The organism is Frankia alni ACN14a, assembly GCF_000058485.1.
Lineage (GTDB): Bacteria > Actinomycetota > Actinomycetes > Frankiales > Frankiaceae > Frankia > Frankia alni.
In genome coordinates this window covers 783,843-796,971 of the sequence record NC_008278.1, presented here as the reverse complement: position 1 = coordinate 796,971, position 13,129 = coordinate 783,843, and the positions used below count along the sequence as shown (strand labels likewise).

General features: G+C 72.6%; 11 protein-coding genes. 4 read left to right on the top strand and 7 right to left on the bottom strand.

The window, feature by feature from the left end:
• Positions 1-160: 160 nt before the first annotated feature.
• A complete protein-coding gene (locus tag FRAAL_RS03170) occupies positions 161-1,312 on the top strand; it encodes a hypothetical protein (protein WP_041938760.1) in 1,152 nt (383 codons plus the stop codon).
• Here FRAAL_RS03170 and FRAAL_RS03165 read toward each other — a convergent pair.
• Complete coding sequence (locus FRAAL_RS03165) at positions 1,297-3,039, bottom strand: class I adenylate-forming enzyme family protein (RefSeq protein ID WP_041938759.1); 1,743 nt, start codon at positions 3,037-3,039, stop codon at positions 1,297-1,299. The two genes, FRAAL_RS03170 and FRAAL_RS03165, sit on opposite strands and share 16 nt — an antisense overlap.
• A 325-nt stretch (positions 3,040-3,364) precedes the next feature.
• Here FRAAL_RS03165 and FRAAL_RS03160 point away from each other — a divergent pair, with 325 nt between their 5' ends.
• Together FRAAL_RS03160 and FRAAL_RS03155 are read left to right on the top strand one after the other, a co-directional pair.
• On the top strand, positions 3,365-4,768 hold the full coding sequence (locus FRAAL_RS03160) for a D-arabinono-1,4-lactone oxidase (RefSeq protein WP_041938758.1): 1,404 nt from the start codon (positions 3,365-3,367) through the stop codon (positions 4,766-4,768).
• 82 nt (positions 4,769-4,850) lie between these two features.
• The gene (locus FRAAL_RS03155) at positions 4,851-5,783 is read left to right on the top strand and encodes a hypothetical protein (protein ID WP_011601974.1); all 933 of its coding nucleotides are present in this window, start codon (positions 4,851-4,853) and stop codon (positions 5,781-5,783) included.
• Positions 5,784-5,966: 183 nt separating this feature from the next.
• Here FRAAL_RS03155 and FRAAL_RS03150 read toward each other — a convergent pair whose 3' ends face one another.
• Positions 5,967-6,896 carry a LysR family transcriptional regulator gene (locus FRAAL_RS03150; RefSeq protein WP_041938757.1) on the bottom strand — a complete coding sequence of 310 codons (930 nt, stop codon included), beginning with the start codon at positions 6,894-6,896 and terminating at the stop codon, positions 5,967-5,969.
• A gap of 73 nt (positions 6,897-6,969) precedes the next feature.
• Between FRAAL_RS03150 and FRAAL_RS03145 the strand changes: the two genes are divergently transcribed.
• Positions 6,970-7,374, top strand: coding sequence for a hypothetical protein (locus tag FRAAL_RS03145; RefSeq protein WP_050996994.1), 405 nt, complete (start codon positions 6,970-6,972; stop codon positions 7,372-7,374).
• On the opposite strand, the gene FRAAL_RS03140 is transcribed toward FRAAL_RS03145, so the two are convergent.
• From FRAAL_RS03140 to FRAAL_RS03120, 5 genes are all read right to left on the bottom strand, one after another.
• Positions 7,341-8,144, bottom strand: a complete 804-nt coding sequence (locus tag FRAAL_RS03140) for an ABC transporter ATP-binding protein (RefSeq protein WP_011601970.1) — start codon at positions 8,142-8,144, stop codon at positions 7,341-7,343. The two genes, FRAAL_RS03145 and FRAAL_RS03140, sit on opposite strands and share 34 nt — an antisense overlap.
• On the bottom strand, positions 8,144-9,106 hold the full coding sequence (locus tag FRAAL_RS03135) for an ABC transporter ATP-binding protein (RefSeq protein ID WP_011601969.1): 963 nt from the start codon (positions 9,104-9,106) through the stop codon (positions 8,144-8,146). Before FRAAL_RS03135 ends, FRAAL_RS03140 begins: the two co-directional genes overlap by 1 nt.
• A gap of 23 nt (positions 9,107-9,129) precedes the next feature.
• Complete coding sequence (locus FRAAL_RS03130) at positions 9,130-10,605, bottom strand: branched-chain amino acid ABC transporter permease (RefSeq protein ID WP_011601968.1); 1,476 nt, start codon at positions 10,603-10,605, stop codon at positions 9,130-9,132.
• Positions 10,606-10,673: 68 nt separating this feature from the next.
• Positions 10,674-11,606 carry a branched-chain amino acid ABC transporter permease gene (locus FRAAL_RS03125; protein WP_041938755.1) on the bottom strand — a complete coding sequence of 311 codons (933 nt, stop codon included), beginning with the start codon at positions 11,604-11,606 and terminating at the stop codon, positions 10,674-10,676.
• Between the two features lie 187 nt (positions 11,607-11,793).
• Entirely contained in the window at positions 11,794-12,969 is a 1,176-nt protein-coding gene (locus FRAAL_RS03120) for a branched-chain amino acid ABC transporter substrate-binding protein (RefSeq protein WP_041938754.1), read from the bottom strand.
• Positions 12,970-13,129 lie beyond the last annotated feature (160 nt).

Genomic DNA, 13,129 nt, shown 5'->3' with positions numbered 1-13,129 from the left:
TCCGACACCGAACGACAAATTCCCGCGCCCGGCCAAACCATCGCCCGCCCACGCAGGTCCGCGGTACCGGCCGACTCACGGAGCACATTCGACGCCAGAAAGTATGTGAGCGGCTACAGTTCTGCTCCTATCGGATGGTCGCCGCGAGAGGAATGTGTCCATGCGTAGCCGGAGGTTCCGACATGCGACGGTTCCCCTTCTTGCTCTGCTCGCCGCGACCGCTGTCGCGATCCCTCTCCTTGTCCACGGCGGGGGCGGCGCCGCTGGCGGGGGCGGCGACGCCGACAGCAACGGCGCCGACAGGTTCGGCGTCACCTCCGCCAGTCCGGCGGTCGACGACAGGAACACGGGCGGCCCGGCCGAGCGACCCGGCCCTGCCGAGCCGACACGCCGGCCGCTGGCCGCCGCGGGCAGGGCCGTTCCGGCCACCCCGGCGGGCAAGCTGCGCTTCGGGCTGGGGCCCGGGCTCGACAGCGCCCACACCTCCCCGTTGGCACCCGACCTGGACTTTCTCAGCACCTGGTACAACGGACCGAACGATCTGAGCTTCCTGCGCAAGTGGAAGGCCGACCTGATCCCCGAGGTCTACCAGTCGGGGCACGGCATCCACCTCATCGTCTGGCTCGACGGCACCGGCGAGGTCGGCACCGTCCAGACGGCGCACGGCCCGGCGTGCGGACGCGAGTACCCGCTGTCGAGCGGCTTCCTCGACGACGCGCGCGAGCTCGCGTCGATCTTCTCCGGCCCGGCGAACGGTCCCGCGCTGTACGTCACGCTGTTCACCGAGTTCCAGACGTACCCGTGCCACCCGAACGCGTGGGCCACCACGCCGGACACCACCAACTACTACCTCACGCTGCAGGACCAGTACCTGGCGGCGTTGGACATCTTCCATTCCGGGGCGCCGAACGCGCGGGTGTCGCTCGGCTGGGGCGGCTGGCAGAGCCGGTGGGACGATCCGGCCACCGGCGCCGGCCGATCGCTGATCACCCATTTCGCGGACGTGCTGCGCGTCTCGGACTTCGAGAGCTTCCAGGCGATGGGCGCCGACTCGAACGCCGCGGACGTACGGGACATGACGCGGGCGCTCGGCCAGTACGGCCCGGTCATGCTGGCCCACTTCAAGTCCGAGTCGCAGGCGACGTGGGAGGCCGACATGCACGCGCTGCTGGCCGGGGACGCGGTGCGCCAGCTCAGCCAGGACGGGCTGTTCGCACTCAGTTTCATGGACGCGGCCAACATCGCCTCGCCCGCGGCGCTGAGCCTGGCCCGGGGCGCGGTGCAGAGCCACGGGGTTCACTCGACGCTCTGATCCGCGCCGCGAGGAGCCTCGCCGCCGGAGGCCTCGCCGCCGGGAGCCTCGCCGCCGGAGGCCACATCGCCGGGGCCCTCGCCGCCGGGCGTGGGGCGCTGAGACGCCGCGGAGACGGCGCTCAGCGACCGCAGCGCCCGGCGGTCGGTCTTCAGCGCGCTGGTGAGCGGCAGCGCCTCGACGATGTGCACCTCGCGCGGGTAGCGCAGGGGCCCGAGCCGGGCCCGGCCCCAGCGCACCAGCTCCTCCGGGGAGACGGTGCCGCCGCCAACGAGCTGTACGTAGGCGATCACCTCCTCACCATGGCGGTGGTCGGCCCGCCCGACCACCCCGCACGAGGCGACGTCGGGATGGCCGAGCAGGCCGTCCTCGACGTCGCGCGGGTAGACGTTGACCCCGCCGCGGATGATCAGATCCTTGATCCGGTCGACGACGAACAGGTAGCCGTCGCCGTCGCGCCGCCCCACGTCGCCGGTGCGCAGCCAGCCGCCGCGCAGCGCGTCGGCGGTGGCCCGCGGCGCCTGCCAGTACCCGGTCATCAGCATCGGGCCCCGCACGCAGATCTCCCCGTCCTGCCCGGGGCCGGCGGGCGCGCCGTCGGGCAGCTCGACGCGCACCTCGACTCCGGGTGCGGGCAGGCCGACGCTGCCCGGCCGCGCCGCACCCGGCGGCGAGGTGGTGATGATCCCCGCGGTCTCGGTGCAGCCGTACCCCTCGACCAGTTCGACGTCGGGCAGGCGCCGCCGCCATTCGTGCGCGCACTCCCTCGGCAGCGGCGCGCCGCCGCTGGTGATCCGGCGCAGCGACGAGGTGTCGGCCAGGTGCAGCGGCTCCGCGAGCAACTGGTCGATCATGGAGGGCACCAGCGCGCTGAGGGCCACCCGGTGTTCGGCCACCAGGTCCAGCCACTGGCGGGGATCGAACCAGCGCATCAGGACCGCCGGGCCCGGCTTGCGCGCATGCAGCGTCATCACGCTGATCGTCAGGCCGTAGACGTGCGACAACGGCAGCGGCAGCAGGCCGACGAGCTCCTCGTCCGCGCTCCCCGACAGGGCCGCGAAGCCCCCGGCGGACAGCGCGTCGTGGGACAGCACGACTCCCCGCGCCCGCCCGGTGGTGCCGCCGGTGTAGAGAAGGGCGGCCATGGCGTCCGGATCGGCCGGCTCGAGGGGACCCTCGTCGCCCGCCGCGAGGTCGGCGAAGCGCAGCACCGGCGGCCGCGCCCCGGCTGCCCCGCCCGGGTCAGGGCCCCCGGCCGAACCAGCACCAGCACCAGCACCAGCACCAGCACCAGCACCAGGCGCATCGTCCGCCACGATCACCGCCCGCACCTGGGGGCAGCCGCTCGCCACCGCGCGGACCTTGGCCAGGAACTCGGGGGTCGTCACGACGAACCGGGCGCCGCTGTCGACCAGCACGTGGCGCAGCTCGGCCTCGTCAAGCAGGAACAGCGTCGGCGTCACGACTCCGCCGGCGCGCCAGACCCCGTGGTAGGCGATGGTGACCTCCGGGCAGTTGGCCATGTGGACGACCACCCGCTCGCCGGCGGCCAACCCCGCGCCGCGCAGGCCGGCACTGAACCGGCAGGACCGGGCGAAGCGGGCCGCGCCGGACTCGACCCGACCCTCGAAGATCATCTCCTCGGTGCCGCCGGTGCGCTCCACGGCGAGCTCCGCGAGCCTGCCCAGGCTGATCCCGGTCGGCCGGGAGCCGGCTGCGCTCACCATCCGCACGTCGCCTTCCGCCGGCGCGTCGGCGAGCCGGCGGCTCCGGCGCGCCCGCGCATGTGAAGCATCTCACCTCACCGGGTGATCGGCGGCCCGCTCGCCACACCTCGGTCACGGCCTGGGGAACACGTGGGGGACACGCATGGGGGCCCGACAGCGCACCGCACATGTCCGGTCACCGGGTCGGGGCGTGGTCCCTCCCGGACCGTCGGACGGACCCGCCGGGCAGGACGCCGGCTCGGCGGTCCACGATGGGGGCCGGCCGAGCCGGCGGGTCGCCCACGCGCGCCACCGGTCGTCGGCTCCCCCCGGAACGGAGGTGCACATGAGCTCGCCCCTCGGTGAACCCGCGGCGTGGCGGAACTGGGCGGGCAACGTGACCGCTCGAGCGGTCCGGCTCGCCCGGCCCCGCACCGCCGAGGAGGCGTCGGCGGTGGTGACCTCCGCCGTGCGTGACGGCCGGCGGATCCGGGCCGCCGGTGCCGGCCACGCGATGAACGCGATCGGCCGGCCGGACGACGGCGGTGTGCAGATCGCCCTGGACCGCTGCGCCGATCTGGTCGCACTCGACGGTGGCAGCGGGCTGGTGACGGTGCGCGGCGGGATGACCCTGCGCCGGCTGAACCGGCTGCTCGCCGAGGCCGGGCTGGCCCTGACCAACCAGGGCCACGGCGAACTGGCGACGATCGCCGGGGCGATCGCCACCGGGACCCACGGCACGGGTGCCCGCTACGGCGGGCTGTCCACCCAGGTACGGGCGCTGGAGGTGGTGCTCGCCGACGGCGAGGTGGTCACCTGCTCGCGCGGAGAGCGCCCCGAGCTGTTCGCGGCCGCCCGCCTTGGCCTCGGCGCCGTCGGTGTCGTGACCTCGGTGACGTTGCAGGCCGTACCGCTGTTTGCCCTGCACGGGCGGGAGGGCCGGCTGCCGCTGGCCGAGGCGCTCGACGGCTACGGCGCGCTCGTCGAACAGGCCGACCACGTCCGCTTCGCCTGGTTCCCGCACACCTCGACCGCGCTGGTCCGCTGGGATGATCGTCGCCCGGTCGACGACGAGCTGGACCCGCCGACCCGGCGACGCGACCGGCACGGCGGCGGCCCGGTGTCCAGCGGCGTCTTCGAAGCCCTGATGGTGGCCGCCCGGCGGCTGCCAGCCGCCGACCGCCCCGCCGCCCAGCTCGCCTCCCGCGTCGGCGTCCCGCTGGCGGGCGATCGACCGTCGGTCGACCTGTGCTACCGGGTGTTCGCCGCAGGCCACTCGGCCATCGCGGGCCACTCGGCGATCGCGGGCCACACGGCGATCCGGTACAAGGAGCTCGAGTACGCCATCCCCCGCGCCGAGCTGGCCGCCGCCCTGGGCGAGCTCGCCGCCGCCGTGACCCGATCCGGGGTGCGCACCGCCTTCCCCGTCGAGGTCCGCTGCGCGGCCGCGGACGAGATCCCGCTGTCCCCCGCCTTCGGCCGCGACACCGCCTACGTCGCCGTGCGCACCGACCGCCGCGGCCCGCACGAGAACTACTTCGGCCGCGTCGAACAGATCATGCTGGCGGTCGGCGGGCGGCCCCACTGGGGCAGCCTGCACACGCTGGCCGCGGCGCAGCTACGCGAGCGCTACCCCCGCTTCGACGACTTCCTGGCCGTCCGCGACGCGGTCGACCCGGCCGGCGTGTTCGCCAACGCCCATCTCGATCATGTCCTCGGCCCGCCCCCACCGCCCAGGATCGCCTCGTGACCCACCGTTGATGAACCGTTCCGGCACTCCGGCCACGGTATGACTGGTAGCGTGAGATCTCCGCTCACGACGCCGGCGTCGCATGCATGGTCACCACGTGTTCTCCTGCCCATTCATTTCGGCAGATCGTCGTCGGCGCCGGTTCCCGTGTGCCCGGAGGTCAGAAATTCCCATCAGTGAACCCGAACTCGACACGCACGTCTTCGAGGGGGTCAAACTCCCGCCGCTCGGCCAGCACGAGCCGAAGAAACTCCTGGACCGCGAGCACACGCACCTTTTCCTGGCGGAACTCGAGCGACGCTATCCGAACTACCAGCACAACGCGACGCTGACCTCCCCCTTTCTCGCGGCGTCGATCACGGCGATCAACCTACACCCGCGGATCACGCGGGCGGTCGTCACGCACGAGCTGTCCCAGGCCGAGGCGGTGCTCGGGATGGCGAACACAGACCATCCCCGCCCCGTCCCGGCGACCCAGGTGGAGCGTCTGATCGACTGGCTGGAGGCCCACCGGGGTGACTTCACCTGGCAGGGCGAGCCCGAACAGAACCAGCTGGGCGGAATCAGTGACTACCAGGCCTGGCTCAACGGCCCAACCCCGCTCGCGAACCCACCCGGCCCGGATACCCGACTGATCTGTTGGGAGGTCGTTCTCCTCGCCGCGGCAAACGTCGGCATCTACTCCGTCGCGCAACTACGCACCGCCTACGCGGGGAACAAACTCGCCGGCACCTTCGCGCTGTTCAGCACCCATGGCCGGGTGGATATCCAGAACAATGGCCGGTCGGGTTTCGCCGTGGCGAACCAGATCCAGGCAGGTGACGCAATAATGATCAAATCGACCGCCGCGGATTTCGACCACGTCGTGGTGGCGGCCAGCCCGGACCCTGCCAATCTGCGCAACATCGAGGTTCTCTCGCTGTGGAACCGCGGCACCGGCGGCGTCCTCGGGCGGACCCTGCTGGACAATCTGATCATCGATGGAGTCACGGCGATCCGACACGCCCGGCTGTAGCCCCGCAGTCAGGACATCAGGCTGGCGACCGCCCGCCTGATGTCCTCCTCCAGGGCACGCCAGGCGGACAGGCCGCGCACCGGTCCGTATCAGACTTGGCGATGCCACCGCCAGGCTGGGTTGGCCTCACAGCAAGAACAGCCACGGACAGGGCCACGCCGTCATCGGCCTTCTCCCAGCCGGTCACGGTGATGCGGGGACAGCGGCGTAGAGGCCGGGGGATCGGGCGGCGGCGACGATGGCGGCGAGGGTGGCGGACAGGTGGGGGGCCTGCTGGGAGCCCCGGCGGACGGCGGCGAAGATGGGCCGGATCGGCGGGACGCCGGCGATGGGTCGCAGGGCGACCCGGGGAGTGCTGGACAGTTTCGCCAGCCGCGGGATGAGGCCGACCCCGCAACCGGCGGCGATCAGGCCCTGGATCGCGCTGTAGTCGTCGCAGCGGTGACGCACCCGGGGAACGAAGCCGGCCGCGGCGCACGCCGCGTGGGTCACCTCGTGGCAGGGGGTGCCGGCGCGGCTGGAGATGAAGTCCTCCCCGCCGAGCACCTCCAGCGGCACGGCCGCGGCGGCGGCGTAGGGGTGCGCGGCGGGCAGTGCGACGTCGAGCGGATCGTCGACCAGCGGGATCTGCAGCAGCCGCTCGTCGAGGGACTCGGCACCCGGGTGGGTGATGCTGATCGCGAGATCCAGGTCGCCGGCGAGTAGCAGGTCGAAGCACGCGGGCTCGGCGTCGTCGGACACCGACATCCGCAGCCGCGGCCGGCTCTCCCGCAGCGCGGACATCGCCGGCACGACGATACCGGAGATCGCCGTGGTGAACGCCGCCACTGCCACCGACCCGACCCGACCCTCGTCGAAGGCGGCCAGATCCGCCTCGGCCCGCTCGAGCTGGGCGAACAGGACGTCGGCATGGCCCAGCAGCACCCGCGCGGCGGGGGTGAGCCGGACCCGGCGGCCGGCCGGGTCGAGCAGCCGGACGCCGGTCTCCTTCGCCAGGGCGGCAAGCTGCTGGCTGACCGCCGACGGCGTCAGATGCAGCGCCGCGGCCGTGGCCACGACCGTTCCCCGGCTGTCGAGCTCCCGCAGGATGCGCAGGCGGCGCACGTCGATCATGTAGGAAATCTTAGCTGTTGTGTGCGGAAAAATTAGATGGACTGCAAAGGCGCCTGCCGAGATCCTGGGGATCATGACGCACCTGATCGTGACGGGCGGGGTCGTGCTGGTGGGCCTCGTCGCCTGGCTCTGGGGGCCCGACACCCGCGACGGGATGGACTGGGCCCGTCGCAACGCCGGGATGAGTCCTGGCCTCGGCTTCGGACCCGGCAGCAGCTTCGGTCCAGGCAGCAGCTTCGGACCGGACGGCAGCTTCGGACCGGACGGCAGCTTCGGACCGGACGACGACTACCGACCGGGCGGCGGCGGGCCGGGCGGCGGCTTCGGGCCGCGGGGAGGCAACGGCCGAGGGGACGGCTCCGGCCTCGACGCAGACGACTGGGCGACGGTGATGACGGCGATGGGGTCGGGCGCCGTCATCCGGTCCGGCGTCGAGCGGGCGGCTCAGGCGGAGTCGGCGCGGATCGCGGCGCCGTGAGCCGGGCTCGCCGCCGCACCGCCCCGGGTCGGCGCGGGCCCTTGTGGCACTTCCGGCCCGCCGGCGACGTCCTCGCCGAGGTAGGCCTGGCGGACCCGGTCGTCGGCGAGCAGGGCCGCGGCCGTGTCCGCGAGGACGACCCGGCCGGTCTCCAGCACGTAGCCGCGCCCGGCGATCCGCAGCGCCGAGGCCGCGTTCTGCTCGACGAGCAGCACCGCGACCCCCTCCCGGTTGATCTCGGCGATCACCTCGAAGATGGTCTGGACGATCATCGGGGCCAGCCCCATCGACGGCTCGTCGAGCAGGATGAGCCGCGGACGGCTCATCAGCGCCCGGCCGATCGCGAGCATCTGCTGCTCGCCGCCCGACAGCGTGCCGCCCGCCTGGCCGATCCGCTCGGCCAGCCGCGGGAACAACGCGACGACCCGTTCCAGGTCCGCCCGCGCATGCCGACGATCATGATAGGCGCCCATCAGCAGGTTCTCGCGGACGCTCATGCTGGGGAAGACCCGCCGGCCCTCGGGCACGTGGCTGACGCCGGCGCCGACGAGGCCGTGTGCCGGGATGGACGACAGCGGTCGGCCGTCGAGGCGCACCTCGCCGGCCTTCGGCCGCAGCAGGCCGGAGATGGTCCGCAGGGTCGTCGTCTTCCCGGCTCCGTTGGCGCCGAGCAGGGTGACGATCTCGCCCTCGGCGACCTCCAGGCTGACCCCGCGCAGGGCGGTCACCGCGCCGTAGGCGACCTCGACGTCACTCAGTGTCAGCAGCATCAGCGCAGGTCCTTCCGCACGACGGCGCCGGGCCCGACTCCGGGCCCGACTCCGGGCCTCGCACCGGGCCTGGCGCCGGGCCTGGCGCCGGGCCTGGCGCCGGGTCCGGCGGTGACGTCGACATCGCCGGCGGTGGCCTCGGCGTCGGTGACGCCGAGGTACGCCTCGATGACCGCCGGATCGCGCTGGACCTCCCCCGGTGTACCGTGGGCGATCACTCGGCCGAAGTTGAGCACGACCACCGAGGTGGCCACGGACATCACCAGCCGCATGTCGTGCTCGATGAGCAGCACGGACACGCCGGTGCCGGCGATGCGCGTGATGAGCGCGGCGAGGTCGCGCTTCTCCGCCGGGTTGGTGCCGGCGGCCGGCTCGTCGAGCAGCAGCAGGCTGGGCCCGGTGCCCAGGGCCCGGGCGATCTCCAGCCGGCGCTGCTCGCCGTACGGCAGCGAGGCGGCCAGCTCGTGCGTACGGTGGGACAGCCCGACCAGGTCGAGCAGGCTCAGCGCGTGGCGCACCCCGTCGCGCTCGGCGCGCCGGGCGTGCGGCAGGCCCAGGATCGCGCCGACCGGCCCGTACCGCTGGCGCACCTCGGTACCGATCTGCACGTTCTCCAGCGCCGAGAGGGCGGGGAACAGCCGGATGTTCTGAAAGGTGCGGGCCACGCCCAGCCGGGTGATCGCGTGCGGGCGGCGGCCGACGAGCTCGGTCGGGCCGTCCGGGCGCGGCCAGAAGGTGACCGAGCCCTCCTGCGGCCGGTACGCCCCGGTCAGGCAGTTGAACAGCGACGTCTTGCCGGCCCCGTTCGGGCCGATCACCGCGAGGATCTCCCCGCGGCGCTGGCGCAGCGACACGCCGTCGAGGCTGGTCACGCCGCCGAAGCGCAGCGCCAGGTCGCGGGCCTCGACGACCAGGTCGCCGGGTGCGGTCTCGTCGGCGCGCGGGCGGCGGGCGCCGGGCACCCCGCGGTGGGAACCGGCCCGGCTCACCGGTGCCCTCCCGTCGGCGCCGCGCCGAGGGAGTCGGCGGCGCCGATGCCCTCCTCCGCCAACTCGATCTCGCGCCGGCGGCGGCGCGAGGGCACGAGCCCCTGCGGGCGGAAGATCATCATGATCACGATGACGGCCCCGAAGTAGATGTACCGGTCCGCGGGCTGCACCTTGTCCCGCAGGTAGAAGGCGAGCCCCTGGAGCACGACGGCGCCGACCACGACGCCGAGCCGGGAGCCCATCCCGCCGAAGATGACCACGGCGACGACGAAGAACGACGCCTGCAGGCTGAAGCTCTGCGGGTTGAAGAACTGCTTGGAGGCGAACAACACGCCGGCGAAGCCCGACACCGACGCGCCGATCGCGAAGGCGAGCAGCTTCATGCGCAGCGTCGCCACCCCGGTCGCCTCGGCGGCGATCTCGTCCTCCCGGATCGCGGCCCAGGACCGGCCGATCCGGGAGCGTTCCAGCCGGCCGAAGGCGATCATCACCCCGATGACGATGGCGAGCAGCAGGTAGTAGTACGGCAGCGGGTCGATGCCCCACTTGTAGTCGATGCCGAGCAGGTCGATCGACAGGTGCGGCACGCCGAAGGCGCCGCGGGCCCCGTTGGTGATGCCGTCGGCGTTGTTCGCCACCAGGTGGATGATCTCGCCGAAGCCGAGGGTGACGATCGCCAGGTAGTCCCCGCGCAGCCGCAGCGTCGGCGCGCCGAGGATGACTCCGGCGAGCGCCGCGAGGACGAGGGCGATCGGGAAGACGAAGAACGGGTTGAGCACGAACGGCGCGTGCCAGGGCATCGCGGTCTGCGAGGTGAAGTAGGCCGTCGCATAGGCGCCGATGGCGAAGAACGCGATGTAGCCGAGGTCGAGGAGGCCGGCGTAGCCGACGACGACATTGAGGCCGAGGGCGAGCAGCGCGTAGATGCCGATGTCGTTGACCATCGACTGCTGGGCGGCCGTCGAGACCACCAGGGGCGCGAGGATCGCGACGGCGAGCAGCACCAGGTTCAGCACGATCGGACCGCCGCGGCGGCCGTAGGCCGCCCCGATCGGCGCGCGCACGGGGGCGCTCAGTCGCTCCAGGGCGCCGCGCAGCTCGGCGCCGAGCACCAGCAGCACCCACAGCGCGGCGGCGAGCCCCAGGTAGAGCACGATCCGGACGTCGACGATCGAGTCCTTCGCCGCCTGCAGCGGCTTGTCGGAGTTGCCCGTCGGGCCGGTGACGATCGCGGCGAGCACGCCGACCAGCAGCAGCGCGCCGAGCTGGCGCAGCCGGGCCGGGGCGAACAGCACCGCGGGATGCCACGCGGGCAGCCCCGGGCCGCCGCCGGGGCCAGGACCGGAGGGACCGCCGTGGCCGACCGGATCGGCGGGGGCGAGGGGATCGGCGCGGGCGAGGGAATCGGCGGAGGCGCCGGGCGCGGCCGAGCCGCTGGGGCCGGATCGACTCCCGGCGACGCGCAGCGGCATGGTGGCGGCCCCACTGCCGGGGCCCGCCGGGTCGGGCGGGCCGGGTGGGCCGGCGGGGGGCGGCGTGCTCATGCCGCCCGCCCCAGCCGCTCGCCGAGCAGGCCGGACGGTCTGATCATCAGGATCGCCACCAGGACGAGGAAGGCGATGACGTCCTTGTAGGACGCCTGGAACAGGTAGCCACCATAACTCTCGACCAGGCCGAGCAGCAGGCCGCCGAGCATCGCGCCGCGCACGTTGCCGATGCCGCCGAGGACCGCCGCGGTGAACGCCTTCACCCCGGGGACGAACCCCATGCTGTACGAGGCGTTGAACGTCATCGCGTAGAGGAAGCCGCCGGCGCCGGCGAGCAGGCCGCCGACGACGAACGTGACGATGATGATCCGCTCGACGTTCACGCCCATCAGGACGGCGGTGTCGGCGTCCTGGGCCACGGCCCGGATGCCCTGGCCGAGGCGGGTGCCGGCGACGAGGCGGTCCAGCCCGATCAGCATCGCGACCGCGACGGCGAAGATGACCAGCGACTGGGTGGAGACGTCGGCGCCGAAGACCGTGAAGACCGTGCCGTTGTGGAACAGGTCGGGCAGGTCGACGTTCTGCCGCCCGAACTCCTTGCCGGCCAGGTTCACGGCGAACAGCGACGCCCCGATCGCGCTGATCAGGTAGGCCAGCCGGGGCGCGGAGCGGCGCCGCAGCGGCCGATAGGCCACGCGTTCGAGGGTGAACGCGGCGAGCCCGCCGCAGACCGCGCCGGCGCCGAGGCCGACGGCCACCAGCCCCACCGACGCGAGCCCCCCGGGCACCGACCCGTCGTCGGGCAGCAGGGCTCGGGCGACGAACAGGCCGCCGAAGGATCCCAGCATGAACACCTCGCTGTGCGCGAAGTTGATGAGCTGGAGAACCCCGTACACGAGTGTGTACCCGAGTGCTATGACCGCGTACAGCGAGCCGACCATCAGTCCGTCGATGGTCAGCTGCCAGAACTGGTCGAGGAAACCCATACGTGTGCCTCGTTCGTCGCGTGGCTCGTTCGCCCGGCAGAAGGTGCGTTCCGGTGGCGGATGCGCGTCCTGGTGATGGATGTTGATTCTGGTACTGGAAAGTCCGTTCTGCCAGGCGGATGTTTCGCCCGACGCGGCGAGGCGGTGGCCGGATGCGCATCGCACCCGGCCACCGCCCGCACCGGTGTCAGGACTTGATCAGATCCGCGGTGTTCCCGAGAACCGTGATCGCGCCGTTCTTGACCTGGTAGACGAACACGTTGGAACCCTTGACCTCGCCGGTGGGCTCGAAGGCGACGGTCTTCGTGATGCCCTGGAAGTTCACGGCACCGAAGGCCTTCGCGACCGACTCGCGGCTGACGTCGTTGCCGAGCTTCTTGAACACGTCCGCGAGCGCGAGGGTGGCGTCGTACGCCTCACCGGAGTAGGTACCGGGCTTCGCGCCCTTGTTGACCTTCTTGAAGGACGCGACGAACGCGGCGGCCTTCGGGTCGGTGTTCGCGTCGCCGCAGGGGCAGGTGAGGTAGGTACCCTCGGCGGCGGCGGCGCCGGCCTGCGCGACGTACTGCGGGTCGAGCGAGCCGTCCCCACTTGCGATCTTGCCGGTGAAGCCCTTGTCCTTGAGCGCCTTGGACAGCAGGGCGAGCTCGGCGTAGTAGCCCGAGTAGTACAGGACGTCCGGAGCCGCCGCGATGATCTTCGTGGCCTCGGAGGTGTAGTCCTTGGTCGGGTTGATGCCGTCATGGGTGACCTGCACGCCCTTGGCCGTGAGCTCGGGCTCCAGGGCGCCGGACAGGCCGGTGCCGTACTCACTCTTGTCGTCCAGCGAATAGACCTTCTTCGCCTGCAGGACGGTGGCCACGTAGTCGGCGGCGGCCTTGCCCTGCACCGTGTCCGGCGCGATGACCCGGTAGAAGGTCTTGAAGCCCAGCGTCGTCAGCGCCGGGTTCGTCGCGGACGGGCTGACCGACAGCAGGCCGGCCTGGGTGTAGGCGGGCTCGCTGGCCTTGGTGGCGCCGGAGAACATCGGGCCGACGACCGCGACGACCTTGGAGTCGTCGATCAGTTTCTGCGCGGCCGTCGGGCCCTGGTCCGGGGAACCGCCGTCGTCGGACTCGGCGAGCTTGAGCTGGAACGGCGAGCTCGTGTCGGCGTTCACCTCCGCGATCGCGGTCCGTACGCCGTAAAGGGCGTTCAGTCCGAGCTGCTGATTGTCGCCCGACAGAACGCCCTGGAAGCCGATGGTGATCGTTTTCTTGCCGTCTCCGGAAGAACCACCGCCGCTGTCGCTCCCACAGGCCGCGGCGGTCATCGTCACGGCCGCGGCGAGGGCTATCGCTCCCAGGAGCGGGCGCCTACGCATGCATTTCCTCCTCCGGTCCGCCGATCGCAAGCCCGATGCCACGACCGACCCAGCTACGAGCTACCCCCGGCGCCACCGACGTCGAGCCGGCGCGCCACCGCCTAGAGGATGACGCGCCCCTGCGCGCCGCCCCCGACCGCCCCCCGGAAGTCGTCCCCGG